Origin of the sequence: Alkalithermobacter thermoalcaliphilus JW-YL-7 = DSM 7308, assembly GCA_001584565.1 — a bacterium.
GTDB lineage: Bacteria > Bacillota > Clostridia > Peptostreptococcales > Peptostreptococcaceae > Alkalithermobacter > Alkalithermobacter thermoalcaliphilus.
Window position 1 is genome coordinate 1,170,427 of record LSFY01000001.1, and the last position, 17,558, is coordinate 1,187,984.

The following is a 17,558-nucleotide window of genomic DNA, read 5'->3' on the forward strand; positions in this document are numbered from 1 at the left end:
AGCTTTAGGTGCTATGCTATTGATTTACCATAATTTTTTAGGTTTATACTTGCATTTAAGTCTCTATCTATTTCATAGCCACATTCATCGCATATAAATTTTCTTTCTGATAAAGAAAGTTTGTTTTTTAAAGCACCACATATGCTACAAGTTTTAGATGAAGGATAGAATGTATCTGCAAGTATAAATTTAATATCATTTAAGGCACATTTATATTCCATTTGTCTTTTAAATTCGTAAAATAGCTGCTCTTGTATTGCTTTAGATAATTTTCTATTTTTTAGCATCCCGCAAGTATTTAAGTTTTCCATAACTACATACTCTGGCTTGGCTTTCACCAAAGATGCAGTTATCTGATGAATATAATTATGCCTTATGTTTTTAAGCCTTCTTCTCATTTTTAAAACAAGGAATTCTAACTTTTTTATATTGTTAGTTTTTCTGTAACGGTATTCACCTCCGTTCATTTGAATTTTGTTTAATTCATATTTTTTAGATAGCTTTTTTTGTAGTTTTTTTTGTCTTTTCTCAAGTTTTTTAACTTTACTTGTTTTATTTATGTTTTTATACTTTTGTCCTGTACTTATTGTATCTTGATAAAAACTTGGCTTACTTTTCTTTTTTGACTTAAACCTAGGAAAGCTTGCCCTACCTTCAAAGAAGTTTTTATATGCAATACAGGTTTTATAGCTTTCTTGCTGTGTTGCTAACGCAAAGTTATATGCCCATCTTGCAACTGAAGCACATTCAAATAGCTTTGTTCGTTGTTTATTATTAGGTAAAAGCTTAACTTTGTAAGTTTTTATCATCTTCTAATAGCACCTTAATCATTTTCTTAGATTTGTTTGCTCTGTTTTTCCTATCAACTTAGCAAATTCACCTATACTATAATATTTCATTTCCATCACCTCATAATAACCATAACATGATGTTGTAAAAATTATAAGGTTTTTGTATGAATTTATAAATATTTTTTAACTGTTTGCACGCCCCCTTGCTATATCTACATTCACTCCACAAGCTTTGCAAGATAATCTACAGTCAGAAGTTAATTCTCCTTTTATTGCTTTTTCATTTTCTCTTATTAAAAATTTCTTACTCACTCCAACATCTATGTGATCCCAAGGAAGTATTTCATCATAGCTTCTATTTCTATTTGCATAAAAACTCATATCTACGTTATTTTCATTGAAACATTCAACCCATGTATCAAACTTAAATTTATCGCTCCATCCATCAAATTTACAACCCTTTTTAAACGCATCGTATATAACTTTAGATATTCTTCTATCTCCTCTAGCAATTACAGCTTCTAGGAAACTAGTCTTTGAGTCATGGTAATTATATGTTATGTTTCTATTTTTTAGTTTTTTAGTAAGATATATTTGTTTTTGCCTTAGTGTTTCTATATCATCTTGTCCATGCCATTGGAATGGAGTAAACGGCTTTGGTACAAACGAAGATGTGCTTACTGTTATACCAAACTGTTTTTTAAGTTTTCCATTGTGAACATTTCTATATATATCTATAACACTATAAGCAAGGTTTGCTATTCCATCTAAATCTTCATAAGTCTCTGTTGGAAGTCCTATCATAAAGTAAAGCTTTAGACTATTCCATCCCATTTCGAAAGCTTTGTAAGCTGCATTTTTTAGATCATCTTCTGTAACACCCTTATTTATAACATCTCTAAGCCTTTGAGTACCTGCTTCAGGTGCAAACGTAAGACCAGATTTTCTAACCTTTTGAACTTTATTAGCAAGCTCTAATGAAAAATTGTCTAATCTTAAAGACGGTAAAGATATACCTATTTTTTCATCTTCTGCATACCTATTTATTAAATAATCTGCTAATTCTTGTAACTGCGAATAGTCGCTTGTACTTAAAGATGATAATGATATTTCTTCATATCCAGTGTTTTTAACAAGTTTTTGAGCTATATCCTTTAATTTTTCAAAACTTCTTTCCCTAATAGGCCTATAGATCATTCCTGCTTGACAGAATCTACATCCTCTTGTACATCCTCTGAAAAGTTCAAGCATTACTCTTGCATGAACTACCTCTATATAAGGAACTATTATTTTTTCCGGGAAATAACTTTCATCTAAGTTGCTTATAATTCTTTTTTGTATTTTATGTGGTATATCTTCTTTTAAAGGTTTAAACTGTTTTATTGTACCATCTTCATTGTATTCAAAATCATAAAAAGAAGGTATATAAACACCTTTTACTTTCTTAGCTAACTGATATAAAAAATCTTGTCTTGAAGTTTTTTTCTTTTTCCATTCTCTATATATTTGTAATATCTCTAATGTTGCTTCTTCACCCTCACCTAAAACTACTATATCTACAAAATCTGCTATTGGCTCACTATTATAAGCGCACGGACCTCCTACGATTACGAAAGGATCATCTAATTTTCTATCTTTTGAATATATAGGAATATTTCCAAGATCTAACATATTAAGAATATTTGTATATGATAACTCATATTGAAGAGTAAATCCTATAAAATCAAACTCACTTATAGGCTGTCTTGATTCTAAACCAAATAAAGGAATATTTTCATTTCTCATATATTCTTCCATGTCTAAAGCTGGTGCAAATACTCTTTCACAGTATATATCTTCTTTTGAATTTAATAAATTATACATTATATGAAGCCCTAGATGGCTCATTCCAACTTCATATATATCTGGGAATGCAAATCCAAATCTTATCATATTCTCATCTACAGTTTTGTGATAGGAATTTAGTTCATTTCCTAGATATCTAGCAGGTTTTTCAACCTTAGGTAGTATATTATTTAAGTTGATCTTCGTCATAAAGTTTAAATACCTCCGCTGTTTTTTTCTTTATTGTACTTATGTAACTAGTAAAATCCTCATTATATTCTAAAATATAAACTATATTGTTTAAATACTTTTGGGTATTAAATATGTTAGCTTTTATTCCTAGCACCATCAGAACAATTATACACGAAATTGTAAGTTGTATCAAAAATTTATTTATATATATGTTTTTTGAAGACATATTTTTTCTTATACCAATTTTTCTTTTGCCTCTTGGATAAAATCTTCTTTTAACCAACTTGTACTCCCCCCTTAATATTTTTAGTTTATTATATGAAAAAAATACTGTTTTAAGACGAAAAATATATGAATAAATATACTTATAAAATTTTTATATATGATTAATCCTAATAATTGTGGGTATATGTTTAATATACAAATTAAAATATGGGAGGTAGTAAAGTGAAAGCTTTTGAAATAAAAAACAATATTTTTTGGACTGGGGTTATAGATGCCGATCTTAAAGTTTTTGATATTATAATGGAAACTGAACATGGGACAACTTATAATTCTTATTTTATTAATGATGAAAAAAAAGTTTTAATTGATACTGTAAAGGCTAATTTCAAAGATGAATTTATAGAAAAATTAAGTACACTAACCGATATAAAAGATATAGACTATGTTATAATAAATCACACAGAACCTGACCATTCTGGAAGTTTAAAATATATACTCGAAATTAATCCAAACATTGAAGTTTTCTGTACTCAAGCTGCTAGTATATTTCTAAAAGAGCAAGTAAATAAAGAATTTAAATGCAACATAATAAAAGATGGTCAAATATTGAATATTGGAAGCAGAAATCTTAAATTTATAACTGCGCCATTCCTTCACTGGTCTGATTCTATGTTTGTATACAGTGAAAGTGATAAGGTTTTATTTACTTGTGATGGTTTTGGATCTCACTATAGCAAAGTAGATCCTCAAAGTGTAAATGATCCTGAATATCCTGAGGCTTTAAAGTTTTACTATGATTGTATTGTTAGACCTTTTGCTCAACATGTTTTAAATGCAATAGATAAAGTAAAAGATCTAGATATAGATATAATACTTACATCTCATGGTCCAATACTTTCTGAAGATCCTATGTATAATGTGAAAAAATACTTAGAATGGTCAAGCGAAGAAGTGAAAAACAGAAACCAAAGACAAGTAGCATTAATTTATCTATCAGCTTACCACAATACAGTTTTAATGGCTCAAAAAATAAAAGAAGGATTAGAGTCTGAAAATGTTCATGTTGAATTTATAGATGCTGAAAGCGAAGATATAGCTAAAATTCACAACATAATAAATAGCTCAAAAGGATTAATTTTAGGATCTCCTACTATAAATAGAACTATGGTAAAACCTATGTGGGATGTTTTATCTGTAATAGATCCTATGGCAAATATGGGCAAAGTTGCAGGAGTATTTGGATCATTTGGTTGGAGCGGTGAAGGAATTCAAATGGCTAATACTATTTTAAAACAAATGGGATTTAAAATTCCTCTAGAACCAATTAGTAAAAAGTTTTCACCTTCTCAAGAGACTTTAGATAAATGCTTTGAGTTTGGGAAAAACTTTGCAAAACACATATAACTAACAACTGTGTTATAAAAACTGGCTAAGTTTAACCAGTTTCAGACTGTTGACAAATTCAACTCAGGAAAGCTTTTTTGAAAATTTTTCAAAAAGCTTTCTTTATTTTTATGCTAAAATATAAATTAAGGCTAAAGCGTCCTCTAATGGAATGAGCGGCCTTTAAATTTCACCTTGAGATTTCTATAATCTCCATACATCCTGAATTCTAGAAACTTTGAAACTCGCAAGCTCAAACATTCAAAGTTTCTATAGCCTTCAGGATGTATGTCGATAAGAAATCTTTCAAGGTTCATTAAATCAGGCCTATCCATTCCATTTAGAGTCCGCTCTCTAAAAATACACATTTATATTGGAGTGATTTTTATGTTGCGAAAGCAAGATATGACAAATAGAGATCAACTTGTTTTTTTCTCTATTGATGAGCTTGTTCCTAAAGATCATCTACTAAGAAAAATTGATGCAGTCATGAATTTTGACTTTATATATGAACTTGTTAGTGAAATGTATTCTGAAGATAAAGGAAGACCTAGCATAGATCCTGTTGTACTTATCAAACTAGTTTTTATTCAATATCTGTTTGGTATTGGATCTATGAGAAAGACAATAAGAGAAGTAAATATGAACATCGCTTACAGATGGTTCTTAGGATATGGAATAAAAGATGAGATACCTCATTTTTCAACATTTAGTAAAAATTATGCTAGAAGATTTAAAAATTCGAATGTATTTGAAGAGATATTTGCTAAAATACTCAGCGAAGCTGTTGAAGCTGGATTTGTAGATCCGAAAGAAGTTTTTATAGATTCAACTCACATAAAGGCAAGTGCTAATAAGAAAAAAACTTATAAAGAAGAAGTTGTTAAAGAAGCAAAAATATATAGACAGCTTCTTGATGAAGAGATCGAAAAATCAAGAGCTATCCATGGTCAAAAACCTTTAAAAAAAAACAAAACCAAGAAACAAAGTTAATTACAAAAAGTATAGTAGATCCTGATTGTGGTATGTTTCATAAAGGAGAGAAAGAAAGAGTTTTAGCTTATTCTGTTCATGCGGCATGTGATAAAAAAGGATTCGTATTATCGAGTATAGTTAGTGCAGCTAATGTACACGATAGTGTAGTATTTAAAGAACTATATGAAAATGTGAAATCAAAATTTACAGAAATATCTGCTGTTGCAGTAGATTCAGGATATAAAACACCATATATATGTAAAATTTTGCTAGATGATAATGTTACTCCAGTTATGCCGTATAAACGACCTATGACTAAAAAAGGCTTTTTTAAAAAGCATGATTTTGTTTATGACGAATACTATGACTGTTATAAATGTGAGTTTTTACATAAATGCACTTGTAGTAAAAATAATAAAAAGGTAGTATGTAGGCATGTTTGGGAAGAATACCTAGAAGAAGCAGAGCATTTAAGACATACTACTTACAATAAAAGTATATATGCACTCAGATCACAGACTATCGAAAGAGTGTTTGCTGATTTAAAAGAAAAGCATGGACTGTGTTATACAACCCTTAGAGGAATAGATAAAGTGCGAATGCAGACCCTGCTTGCTTTCGCATGTCTAAATTTAAAAAAGCTGGCAAATTGGAAGTGGAAAAACTCCAAAAACCAGCTCATTTTTTTAATTTTTCTTAGCATAAAATATGTTTTTTCCAAATTAAGGGATAAATCATATGCAAGATTAAAAATTTGCCCTTTCGGGCAGATTGTTTTGTCTACAAACTGAAACTGGCTAAGTTTAGCCAGTTTTTATTCATATTCATAAAATCCCTTTTTTGTCTTTCGTCCTAGTTGATTTGCCCTAACCATTTTTCTAAGTAATGGATGTGGTCTATACTTGTCATCTCCAAACTCTTTATATAAAATTTCCATTATATTTAAAACTACATCATTTCCTATTAGGTCTGAAAGTTCAAGTGGCCCCATAGGATGTGCAGCTCCTAATTTCATAGCTGTATCTATTTCCTCTTTAGTTGCTACATTATCGCTTAAAACTCCTATAGCTTCATTTATCATAGGTATAAGTAACCTATTTACTATAAATCCTGGAGATTCGTTTACTTTTACTGGTGTTTTTTGAATATCTCTACATAGCTTTAATATTTTATCTTCTATTTCATTAGATGTTGATACTGTGCTTATAACTTCTACAAGTTTCATAACTTGAGCTGGATTAAAAAAGTGCATACCAATAAATCTATCTGGCCTAGTAGTTTCAAATGCCATCTCTGTTATACTCAAAGTAGATGTATTAGTTGCAAATATAGCTTTATCATTTACTATATTGTCTAGCTGTCTAAATATCTCTTTTTTTATATCCATATTTTCTGATACTGCTTCTATTACAAGATCTACATTTTTTAAATCTTGTAAATCTTTCGTTAAAGTTAAGTTGTTCATTACTTTATTTTTATCTTCATATGTCATCTTTCCTTTTCTAATCTTTTTGTCTAGATTTTTTTCTATTATTTGTTTTCCTCTTTTTAGACATTCATCATCTATATCTTTTAAAATAACTTCAAATTCATTTTCTATAAAAACCTGAGCTATACCACACCCCATAGTTCCACTACCGATAACAGCTACTTTCATAAAATTTTCTCCCCCTTATTTGTTTTCAAACTGTGGAATTCTTTTTTGTATAAATGCACTCATTCCTTCCTTTTGATCCTTAGTACTAAAGCAGTTTGCAAAACATTCAGATTCATAGTCTAAAAGTAGTGCTTTGCTATATGATAAATTTATAGCCTTTTTTGCTTGAATTATAGCCTTAAAACCCTTACTTGTTATTTTATTAGCTATTTTTATAGCATCGCTTAAAGGATCATCAGATATACTATTTACTATACCTAGATTTAATGCCTCACTTGCATCTATAATATCTCCTGTAAATATCATCTGTTTAGCTTTAGATATGCCTATGATATTTGTTAATCTTTGAGTTGCACCAAATCCAGGTATAATTCCTAAATTTACTTCTGGTTGACCAAACTTTGAAACTTTACTAGATATCCTAATATCACAAGCTAACGCTAATTCTAACCCTCCGCCTAGACAAAATCCATTTATAGCTGCTATAACTACTTTATTTAAAGTTTCTAACTTAAAAAAAACTTCATTGCCATACTTTGAAAATTCTAGAGCTTCTATACTTGTCATATCTTTCATTTCCTTTATATCTGCTCCTGCTACAAAAGCTTTTTCTCCTTCACCTGTTATTATTAAAACTAATAGATCATCGTCTTTTTTTAAATCATCTATTAAATTATCAAGTTCCTTTAATGTTTGTTTATTCAAACTATTTAAATGCTTAGGCCTGTTAATCTTTAAAAGGCCTATATTATTACTTATTTTTTCGTAAAAGATATTCAATTTCTATCCCCCTTATACAAGATTTCTTTTTACCATTTCAGTAACTGCAAAAGTAGCTACATCATCGGCATATTTGCCTGGTCCAAATCCTGCATCATATCCTAATTCCTTAGCTAATTCATGAGTAATTCTTGGTCCACCACATATTAAAATTACCTTTTCTCTTATTCCTTCTGCCTCTAAAAGTTCAACCAAATTAGTTAAGTTTTTTATGTGTATATCTTTTTGCGTAACTGTTTGAGATACTAAAAGTACATCTGCTTTTAATTCTACAGCTTTTTTTACAAATTCTTCATTTGGAACTTGACTTCCTAAATTATAAGCCTGTATCATTTCATATCTTTCAAGTCCATAATGTCCTGCATACCCCTTCATATTCATTATTGCATCTATACCAACTGTATGTGCATCACTTCCTGTACTTGCACCTATTACTACTATCTTTCTTTTTATATTTTCTTTTATATATTTGTTTACTTCTTCCATACTCATTGTATTAACATCTACACTTTGTACATGTATTTGAGTATAATCTATTGAATGAATTAAACTACCATATATAATAAAGAATGTGTATCCCTTATCTAATTCACAAAAGTAAGCTACACAAGGATCTATTATCCCCATTTTCTTAGCAAGTCTTTTTGCAGCTTCTACTGCCTTTTCTCCACTTTCTACAGGAAGTGTAAAACTTATTTGAACTTTTCCATCATTCATAGTATCTCCATATGGAGTTACCTTTGTTAGATCAAATGTTTTATCTATCTTCTTGTTATCTGTTGAATAAAGTCCGCTGCCCATTACTTTTCTCCCCCTAACATAAGCTCTATAAATGGATTAAAATAAGATGTATCTTTTTCAAATACTCCATCTAATCCTTTTCCCCCATCTATTGACCTTTTTACTCCAGCAAATTTTCCTTTTTCTAACGTCTTAAATAAACCTTCTTTTTCTATTTCTAAAAGTAAATCATAAGCTTTATTTAATACCTCATTTGCTCTTTGTTGAATTATTCCATCTTCTTTAAATATAATTTCTTCTCCTAAATCTTGCATGTTATTAAATATATATTTTGCATTTTCTATAGATAAGGCTCTATCCGACATAAAAGGAGTATGTATAGCTTCTGTTAGCATTCCTAAAAGGTGTATTTTTTGATTTGTCATTATAGTTACCATATTAAACAATGCATCTTGTATATGTCCTTTAAAAATATTTCCTGTCATAAATTTAGTTGGAGGCATATATTTTAAAGGAGCTTTAGGGAATATCTCTCTAGCCATTTGTGCTTGGGCAAGTTCGAGTAAAAAGCCATTTTTCTGATCTGGATCTATTTCAAATGCGTGCCCTAATCCCATTTGCTCTTCTTTTAATCCTGCAATAATAGCAAATTGTTCATTTATAAATTGAGATGCAAGTACTGTATGAGCTTCTTCTATAGCATCAGCTGTAGTTAAATAGTTGTCTTCTCCTGTATTGATTATAACTCCAGCAAATCCATTTATAACTCTTGAGAAGTATTGATCTATCATAGTTCTTTTCATATTTATATCTCTAAATAATATTCCATACAAAGCATCATTAAGCATTACATCTAATCTTTCCAATGCACCCATAGCAGCTATTTCTGGCATACAAAGGCCAGAACAATAATTACAAAGTCTTATATATCTTCCAAGCTCATTTCCTACTTCATCTAATGCCTTTCTCATTAATCTAAAGTTTTCTTGTGTAGCATATGTTCCTCCAAAACCTTCAGTTGTAGCTCCATAAGGTACATAATCTAAAAGACTTTGACCTGTTGTTCTTATAACTGCTATTATATCTGCACCTTGTCTTGCTGCTGCTTTAGCTTGAATTATATCTTCGTATATATTTCCTGTTGCAACTATAACGTACAGATACGGTCCCTTTTTATCTGAAAATTTTTCTAAATAATATTCTCTTTGCTTTTTATTTTTCTTTATTTTATCTATAGTTTCTCTTGCTACCTTAGATACTGCAAGTTTTATTTCAAATAAATCCCCCATAGGTATTTGAGTTATATCAATCTCATTTTTAGAAATTTTTATAGCTATTTCCTGAGGAGTAAGACCTAGTTTTAACATAGCATTTCCTATAAAATTTGCAACTCCTACAGAAGGAGCATTTGCTTTTTTTATACTATCTACAACTACATTAGGTAGTGGAACTGAATACTCATCTACACCATCTATGCCTAAAAGTCTACATATAGTTCTTTCTACTGCAACAGTACTGTGCATATCTATAAATTTTTGAGTATCTTCAGCTATATTTCTTGCAAGTTGTCTAGCCTTTTTAACTGTATCCCAATCTAAATTCAATTTCCCCTGCATTTTAATCCCCCTCATAATGCTTGTTTATTAAATTTATAACTTCTTTTTCAAGGCCCAAAAGTATAGATATATTAAGCGCATCTTTTGGAACTTCATTTTTAGATGAAACTTTCTCTAATCTATAATCCATATGATCTTGTATTATTTGAACAGAAAAGCTTTTATTTAAATCTATTTTTCTTTTGAGCAAGTTAAAATCTACATTTTTAAGCCCTACTACCTGATAATGTTCTAAAGCACTGTTTGCAACATTATCATAATGAGTTGATAAAAGAACTATAGAATCACATTTATTGAAATATTCACATATAGATTTTGCAAGTATACATCCCTCTTTTGGGTTTGTTCCCCTTGCAAATTCATCTAGTGCTATAAATCCAGTTTCTATTTTTGCGTTTTGTATTATTTGATTAAGTTTTATTATCTCTGCTCCAAATGTACTAAGCCCTTTATGTATAGACTGCATATCATCTGAAATATAGTATATAAAATCTAGTATAGGAATTTTTCCGTATTTACAGAATATAAAAAATCCCATATTAGCAAGAATTAAATTCAAAACTGTAGTTTTGAGCGAAACACTCTTACCTGACATATTTGCACCTGTTATAACTGTTGTCCCTTTTGACAATGATATGCTAATTGGAGTAAACTCTTTATTCTTTTTATTTATAAGTTGTTTTATATAAGGATTAAACGCTTCCTTTAATTCTACTTTTATATCGTCTATAATTATTGGTTTTACGCCATTGTATTCTAATGAAAGTTTAGCTTTTCCTATCAACAAATCTATTTTTCCTAATGATGATATATTTGTTTTTAGATATAAAATTTCTTTTTTAATTTCACTTGTAAGAAACTTTCTTATTCTTAGTTCTTCTTCTTCTTCTTGTATAACTATTTTCATTCTTTGATCTTTCAAAATTTTTAATTTTTCTTTATCTTCTTCTTTAAATATTTTTTCTTCTATTAACCTTTTTTCGTATCTGATTTTTTTTAAATTCTCACTGTAAGATTCGTATATGTAAAATGTTGGAATATTTTTGTTTTCTGGATCTAAAAGTTTTATTATATTGTCTAATTTATAAAACTTAATATTATCTATGTTTAAATTTAAGTTTTCATAAAGACTTATAAATTTATTTACTTGTATAGAAAAATATTTTATCTCATAAAGCTCTACTTCATCTAATGTTTGTAAATTTTCACATCTTTTTATACTCCCACTTATATCTTTTATTTTTGATAAAATCATTTCTATCTGAGAATATATATCTTTATTAACACTTAAGCTATTTACTATTTTTTCTATGTTATCTAATTCTTGAAGTAATAATTTTTTATCTTTTCTTTTGAATGGTTTTATATTTTTTTTTTCATAACTTCCATATGGAGTACATACTCTAAGATTTTCTATTATAAAATTTAAACCTACACTATCTCGTTGCTTATCGTCTAAAAATTTAATACTATCCACCCCCAACTACATCAAAAACAGGCAGGTTTATACTAGTTTTTAAGCTATTTAAAAATTTATCCTTGTTAAACTCATATCCATAAGGCGATGTAGGGTTTATACTTACTCCTATGATATTTATCTTATTTATAACTTTTATGTGCCCACCTTTTTTAATAAATTTATTTAATATTTCCTTAGATACAAATATTTTTGTAGCATCTTCTACTAATATTGTTAAATTTGCTAAGGTTTGAGTATTTTTTATTATTTCATCTAAAATAGAATCGGATAATATGCCATTTATAACTAGATACCTTGAAGATTCATCTAAGTTTTCAATTATTTCTTTTGATGCACTAAGAGCTGTACACACATTCAATTTTTTTACAGATAAATCCTTGTAAATAATTCCTACTTTACATGTTTTTAGTATGTCATCTGCTATATTTATTACATCAAAGCTATCTTCTTTAACTGTTGAAAATAAATCTACTACATATGCAGTTTTTTCTACAACTTTATCTAAATTTCTAGAAACTGAAGCTCCTGTACAAAGAATAGTTGCTTTAGTTACTTTTGGTGATGCTAAGCTTTTTCTTGATAGCGCTCCATCTACTATTATCAATTCACTTCCTAGTTGCTTTAGCTCATTATATATTTTCTCTACAAAATAGTTTTGAGAAGGTCCTGCTAGCTGAACATATCCATCACTTAGACATCTAAATATTATTACATTTCCCATAGGAGTATTTATTTGTGTTGTCTTTAATATTTCTTTTGTTACATCACTATCTAAAAAACAGTTCTTTGCAGTAGCTACTATACTTCCTTTTTCTACATATATTCTCGGTTTTGGTGTATTTGTTACTATATCATCTTCTTCTCCATCTCTTCCTATTGATGTAAGACCAAGGGTTAATTTACCCCTAGTCTTACTTATTATATAATTTAGTGTAGTTGTTTTACCTACGTTCTTATCCATTCCTATAATTGATATGCTTTCATAATTTCTTATAGTATCTATAAGATTATTCATCTTTCTTTTTTCCTCTTGATTTTCTTTCTAGCCCTTCTGGTTCTAATGCCATCTTTTGATTATTTAAAAGAGAAGCTACACCTACTAAATTTACTTGTTTTTCATTTCGACATACACTGCATGTGCATCCTACTTTGTAGTTTGTCGGCTCTTTATACGTTGTAATTACTCCTTCAAAGTTTCTTAATATAACTTTATCGTGACTTTGAGAAATTATATAATTAGGCATAACAGGAGTTTTTCCCCCGCCTCCTGGGGCATCTACTACAAACGTTGGAACGCAAAATCCTGAAGTATGACCTCTTAACCCTTCTATTATTTCTATTCCTTTCGATACAGGTGTTCTAAAATGTTCAAGTCCCATAGAAAGATCACATTGATATATATAATAAGGTCTTACTCTTATTTTTACTAGTTCATTTACAAGTTTTTTCATTACATGAACACAATCATTTACTCCTCTTAATAATACAGACTGATTTCCTAAAGGAATTCCTGCATCTGCTAACATTTCACATGCTCTTTTTGATTCTTCTGTTATTTCATTTGGGTGATTAAAGTGAACATTTATCCAAATAGGATGATATTTTTTTAGCATATCGACAAGTTCTTTTGTTATCCTTTGTGGCATAACTACAGGTGTTCTAGTTCCTATTCTAATTATCTCAACATGAGGAATTTGTCTTAATTTTTTTATTATATATTCTAATTTCTCATCTGATATTAAAAGTGCATCTCCTCCTGATAGTAATACATCTCTGATTTGAGGGGTATCTTTTATATATTCAATAGCTTTATCTATTTGATCTGTAGGCACTACGTCATCATTATGTCCTGCAAATCTTCTTCTTGTACAATGTCTACAATACATAGAACATTGATCTGTAACTAAAAGTAAAGCTCTATCTGGGTATCTATGTGTAAGTCCTGGAGTTGGAGAATCTTCATCTTCATGAAGTGGATCTAAAAGATCTGCTTCAGACTGTATAAGCTCTAAACTTGTAGGTATTGCTTGTTTTCTTATAGGATCATACTTATCATTAGGATCTATTAACGACAAGTAATAAGGTGTTATAGCCATTCTTAATGTTTTAAGACATTCTTTTGTTCCTTCTTCTTCTTCCTTAGTTAAAGGTATATACTTTTTCAAATCTTCAAGAGTTTCTATTCTATTTTTTAACTGCCATTTCCAATCGTTCCACTCACTATCAGAAACATTTTTAAATAACTTAAATCTTCTACTCATTACAATCTCCCCTTTAAGCATAAAGATCTTTAAATATTTTTCTTAAAGTCTCACATTCTCTTAAATCTTGTATTGTTATATCTGCATGGCCTTTTGTATATCCATTTCCTATAATCATAGTAACGTCTTTTCCTACACCTTCTGCACCAAGTGCTGCTTTTGTAAAACTTGTAGCCATAGAGAAAAAGTATACTATTCCCTCATCTTTAACAGGCAATATACTAGACATTTCTGTATTAGGAACGTTTACACAATTTATACATATATCTACTTCTTCATTGTTATTTACTCTTAAAACCTCTTTTAGAACTTGAGAAGGATTTTGGGCATCTGCCACTACAATTTCATCGCAAAAATCAGTTTTTTCTAAGAACTCTTTGCTTTTTATATCTCTAACAAGTCCTATTACCTTTCCTTTATTTCCTACTCTTTTTTTAGCTTCGTAACAACAAAGCATACCTGATTTTCCTGCAGCACCAAGTATAAGTACTGTATCACCTTTTTTAACAAGGTTTGCAGTTTGTGCTGGTGCTCCAGCTACATCTAAAGCTGCTAATGCTAAAGTTTCTTCTAAATCATCTGGTAAAACTGCATATATTCCACTTTCGAATAATATTGCTTTCCCCTTTATTTCTACTCTATCTATATCTGGCTTTATATCAATTATTTCATCTATTCTAAGAGGCGTTAAAGATAAAGAAACTAATGTTGCTATTTTATCTCCTTCTTTTAAATCTATTTTTCCCCTTAATTTTTCTCCTATTTTTTCAACTACACCTATTAACATTCCACCTGATCCAGTTACTGGGTTTTGCATTTTTCCTCTTTCATTTACTATATTTAAAATCATTTGTTTTATTTTTTCTATATCATGATCACAAGCTTCTTCTATTTGAGTAAAACTTGCAGAATCTATATTAAGAGCACATACATCTATTAATATTTCATTATCATAAATATTCATATCATTATCTATTTTAATAGCTGGCTGTGGCAAAACATTTTTAGGTTCTATAACCCTGTGTGTTCCATATTTACATCCTATTTTCATACTTACTCTACCTCCATAAATTTAATATCATCTGGTATTATTAACTTAGCCTGTGTTAAACTTTGGATTTGATCTATTGTTACATCTTTGTTTATTTCATTTAAAACTAATCCATCTTCAGTAACTTTCATTACTCCAAGTTCTGTAATTATAAGATCTACTTTTTCTTTAGCAGTTAAAGGTAAATTACATCTTGTAAAAATTTTTGGTCTTCCCTTAGATGTATGTAACATTGCAACTATAACTTTCTTAGCTCCTGTTACAAGATCCATAGCTCCCCCCATACCAGGTACTAACTTGCCTGGTATTATCCAGTTTGCTAGGTTTCCTTTTTCATCTACCTCTAAAGCTCCAAGAACAGTTACATCTACATGTCCTCCCCTTATTATTCCAAATGACATACAACTATCAAAGAACGAACCTTCAGGAAGAACTGTTACATATTGACCTCCAGCATTTGTTACATTTGTATCTACTTCTTCACCTCTAGCCAAATTTCCCATACCTACCATTCCATTTTCCGATTGAAAAATTACATTTATATCTTTAGGAATGTAGTTTGCAACAAGCGTAGGAAGACCTATGCCTAAATTGACTAACTGTCCATCTTTAAGCTCTTTTGCTACTCTCTTGGCTATAATTTCTTTTGCTTTTCCTTCCTCTATAATCAAACTACTCTCCTCCTTTCACTACGTAATCTACAAATACTCCTGGTGTTACTATAAGCTCTTTGTCTATATCTCCTACTTTCACTATCTTTTCAGCTTCTACTACTACTATGTCTGCTGCCGTAGCTATTATTGGATTAAAGTTTCTAGCTGTTCCTTTATATGTTACATTTCCAAACTCATCTACAATATGTCCTTTTACCAGTGCAAGATCTGCTTTAAGAGGAAGTTCTAGTAGATATTCTTTTTCATCAATTATTATTTTTTCTTTTCCCTGTGCCACTTTAGTTCCAATCCCTGTTTGAGTAAGTATTCCTCCAAGTCCATATCCTCCAGCTCTTATTCTTTCTATTAATGTACCTTGAGGACAAAGCTCTACATCTAATACCCCTTCATTCATAAGTTTTCCTGTGCACGGATTTGTTCCTATATGTGATGCTATAACTTTCTTTACTTGATTATTTACTATAAGTCTTCCTACGCCTTTATCTATAAAACTTGTATCGTTTGCTATTAGTGTAATATTTTTTATATTTTCTTCTATTATCAAATCTATGAGTTTTTCAGGAGTTCCACATCCTAAAAAACCACCTACCATTATTGTCATATCATCTTTTAGAATTTTTCTTATTTCATCTATACTTCGTATTTTGTTCATAAGATCAACACTCCTTAAGTCCAAGTATTTTTCTTGCTTCCTGAGGAGATGCTATTTCTCTTCCTAGTTCTCTTGAAATTTTTACAACCTTATCTACTAACTCTCCATTTGATTTTGCAAGAACACCTTTAGATATGTAAACGTTATCCTCAAACCCTACTCTGACATGTCCTCCCATAACTATTGATAAAGCTGCCATAGGAAACTGATTTTTTCCGATCCCTGTAACCGTAAATGTTGATCCCTTTGGAATACTTTCTGCCATAAATACTAAATCTCTAGCTGTTGCACTAATTCCTCCGTTTACCCCTAGTACAAAGTTATAATGCATCGGAGCCTTTATATAGCCTTTGTTATGAAGTCTAATTGCCATATCTATCATGCCTTTATCGAATACTTCAAGCTCTGGTTTTATTCCTAGCTTTAGCATCTTTTGTCCAAATTCTTTTATTGTATTTTCTGTATTAACAAATATATCGTCTCCTCCAAAATTGCACGTTCCACAGTCTAAAGTTGCCATTTCTGGTTTTAAGTATATAGGTTGTAACCTTTCTTCATTGCTCATTCCTACTGCTCCACCTGTAGAAGGCTGTATTATAACATCTTTACATCTTTCTTTTATTGCATCTATACATTGTTTGAATCTATTTATATCTTGTGTTGGAGTACCATCATCATTTCTAACATGAAGATGTATTATACTAGCACCAGCTTCATAAGCTAACTGTGCTTCTTTTGCTATTTCTTCTACTGTATACGGAACATTTATATTATGTTTTTTAGTAACCTCAGCTCCACATATAGCAGCTGTTATTATAAGTTTTTCCATAATCCACCCCTACTTTCTTTTTTTATCCTTTGGAACAACACATGTTCCAGATGCTCTACATACAATGATAGGCTCATCTAAAAAATCTGCTGCTGAATCATTTATATCTGGTCTTAAAGTTATAACTTTCTTGGCCTCAAATATCATTTTTCTTGAGGTATTTCCTGTTTGTACTATTTCTCCACATACTTCTATGTAGTCTCCTGCGTACACTGGAGCTAAAAATTCTATATTATCATAAGCCCTAAAAAGTCCTTCATCTCCGTCATTTCTTATCAAAAGTTCCGTTGCTACATCTCCAAACAATTGAAGTATTCTAGCACCATCTACTAAATTCCCACCATAATGAGCATCATGCATACTCATTCTAACTCTAATAGTTGATTTCATATACTCCCCCCTAATTTTATGTATAAACATTTAACTT

Annotated in this window: 16 protein-coding genes and 1 pseudogene; 2 read left to right on the forward strand and 15 right to left on the reverse strand. The window is 29.9% G+C overall.

Annotated elements, in window-relative coordinates; all coding sequences use genetic code 11:
* Nucleotides 1–11: 11 nt before the first annotated feature.
* From JWYL7_RS06210 to JWYL7_RS06220, 3 genes are all read right to left on the reverse strand, one after another.
* Entirely contained in the window at nucleotides 12–809 is a 798-nt protein-coding gene (locus JWYL7_RS06210; RefSeq protein WP_066070499.1) for an RNA-guided endonuclease InsQ/TnpB family protein, read from the reverse strand.
* 165 nt (nucleotides 810–974) lie between these two features.
* Complete coding sequence (locus JWYL7_RS06215; RefSeq protein ID WP_066070502.1) at nucleotides 975–2,825, reverse strand: TIGR03960 family B12-binding radical SAM protein; 1,851 nt, start codon at nucleotides 2,823–2,825, stop codon at nucleotides 975–977.
* Nucleotides 2,803–3,090, reverse strand: a complete 288-nt coding sequence (locus JWYL7_RS06220) for a hypothetical protein (RefSeq protein WP_066070507.1) — start codon at nucleotides 3,088–3,090, stop codon at nucleotides 2,803–2,805. Before JWYL7_RS06220 ends, JWYL7_RS06215 begins: the two co-directional genes overlap by 23 nt.
* A gap of 164 nt (nucleotides 3,091–3,254) precedes the next feature.
* Between JWYL7_RS06220 and JWYL7_RS06225 the strand changes: the two genes are divergently transcribed.
* Together JWYL7_RS06225 and JWYL7_RS10300 are read left to right on the forward strand one after the other, a co-directional pair.
* On the forward strand, nucleotides 3,255–4,436 hold the full coding sequence (locus JWYL7_RS06225) for an FprA family A-type flavoprotein (protein WP_072280193.1): 1,182 nt from the start codon (nucleotides 3,255–3,257) through the stop codon (nucleotides 4,434–4,436).
* Nucleotides 4,437–4,802: 366 nt separating this feature from the next.
* Nucleotides 4,803–6,181, forward strand: a pseudogene (locus JWYL7_RS10300) (IS1182 family transposase).
* Nucleotides 6,182–6,204: 23 nt separating this feature from the next.
* On the opposite strand, the gene JWYL7_RS06235 reads toward JWYL7_RS10300, so the two are convergent.
* From JWYL7_RS06235 to kal, 12 genes are read right to left on the reverse strand one after another with little or no spacing between them, the layout of a single operon-like run.
* The gene (locus JWYL7_RS06235; protein WP_066070512.1) at nucleotides 6,205–7,047 is read right to left on the reverse strand and encodes a 3-hydroxybutyryl-CoA dehydrogenase; all 843 of its coding nucleotides are present in this window, start codon (nucleotides 7,045–7,047) and stop codon (nucleotides 6,205–6,207) included.
* A gap of 15 nt (nucleotides 7,048–7,062) precedes the next feature.
* Nucleotides 7,063–7,827 carry an enoyl-CoA hydratase-related protein gene (locus JWYL7_RS06240; protein WP_066070514.1) on the reverse strand — a complete coding sequence of 255 codons (765 nt, stop codon included), beginning with the start codon at nucleotides 7,825–7,827 and terminating at the stop codon, nucleotides 7,063–7,065.
* 12 nt (nucleotides 7,828–7,839) lie between these two features.
* Nucleotides 7,840–8,628, reverse strand: coding sequence for a lysine 5,6-aminomutase subunit beta (gene kamE, locus JWYL7_RS06245; protein WP_066070515.1), 789 nt, complete (start codon nucleotides 8,626–8,628; stop codon nucleotides 7,840–7,842).
* The gene (gene kamD, locus JWYL7_RS06250; protein WP_066070518.1) at nucleotides 8,628–10,184 is read right to left on the reverse strand and encodes a lysine 5,6-aminomutase subunit alpha; all 1,557 of its coding nucleotides are present in this window, start codon (nucleotides 10,182–10,184) and stop codon (nucleotides 8,628–8,630) included. The genes kamE and kamD overlap by 1 nt, the downstream gene beginning before the upstream one ends.
* Before the next feature lies 1 nt (nucleotide 10,185).
* Nucleotides 10,186–11,661 carry a lysine 5,6-aminomutase reactivase ATPase KamC gene (gene kamC / locus JWYL7_RS06255; protein WP_331721835.1) on the reverse strand — a complete coding sequence of 492 codons (1,476 nt, stop codon included), beginning with the start codon at nucleotides 11,659–11,661 and terminating at the stop codon, nucleotides 10,186–10,188.
* Nucleotides 11,654–12,679 (reverse strand): lysine 5,6-aminomutase reactivase subunit KamB, encoded by a 1,026-nt coding sequence (gene kamB / locus JWYL7_RS06260; protein WP_066070521.1) that lies wholly within the window; start codon nucleotides 12,677–12,679, stop codon nucleotides 11,654–11,656. The genes kamC and kamB overlap by 8 nt, the downstream gene beginning before the upstream one ends.
* On the reverse strand, nucleotides 12,672–13,925 hold the full coding sequence (gene kamA, locus JWYL7_RS06265) for a lysine 2,3-aminomutase (protein WP_066070524.1): 1,254 nt from the start codon (nucleotides 13,923–13,925) through the stop codon (nucleotides 12,672–12,674). Before kamA ends, kamB begins: the two co-directional genes overlap by 8 nt.
* A gap of 13 nt (nucleotides 13,926–13,938) precedes the next feature.
* On the reverse strand, nucleotides 13,939–14,976 hold the full coding sequence (kdd, locus tag JWYL7_RS06270; protein WP_066070527.1) for an L-erythro-3,5-diaminohexanoate dehydrogenase: 1,038 nt from the start codon (nucleotides 14,974–14,976) through the stop codon (nucleotides 13,939–13,941).
* Nucleotides 14,977–14,978: 2 nt separating this feature from the next.
* Nucleotides 14,979–15,647 (reverse strand): 3-oxoacid CoA-transferase subunit B, encoded by a 669-nt coding sequence (locus tag JWYL7_RS06275; protein ID WP_066070530.1) that lies wholly within the window; start codon nucleotides 15,645–15,647, stop codon nucleotides 14,979–14,981.
* 1 nt (nucleotide 15,648) lies between these two features.
* Nucleotides 15,649–16,302, reverse strand: a complete 654-nt coding sequence (locus JWYL7_RS06280) for a 3-oxoacid CoA-transferase subunit A (protein ID WP_066070533.1) — start codon at nucleotides 16,300–16,302, stop codon at nucleotides 15,649–15,651.
* A 4-nt stretch (nucleotides 16,303–16,306) separates the two neighbouring features.
* Nucleotides 16,307–17,131 (reverse strand): 3-keto-5-aminohexanoate cleavage enzyme, encoded by an 825-nt coding sequence (gene kce / locus JWYL7_RS06285; RefSeq protein ID WP_066070536.1) that lies wholly within the window; start codon nucleotides 17,129–17,131, stop codon nucleotides 16,307–16,309.
* 9 nt (nucleotides 17,132–17,140) lie between these two features.
* Nucleotides 17,141–17,521: a 3-aminobutyryl-CoA ammonia lyase gene (gene kal, locus JWYL7_RS06290; protein WP_066070539.1), complete on the reverse strand. Its 381-nt coding sequence runs from the start codon at nucleotides 17,519–17,521 to the stop codon at nucleotides 17,141–17,143.
* Nucleotides 17,522–17,558 lie beyond the last annotated feature (37 nt).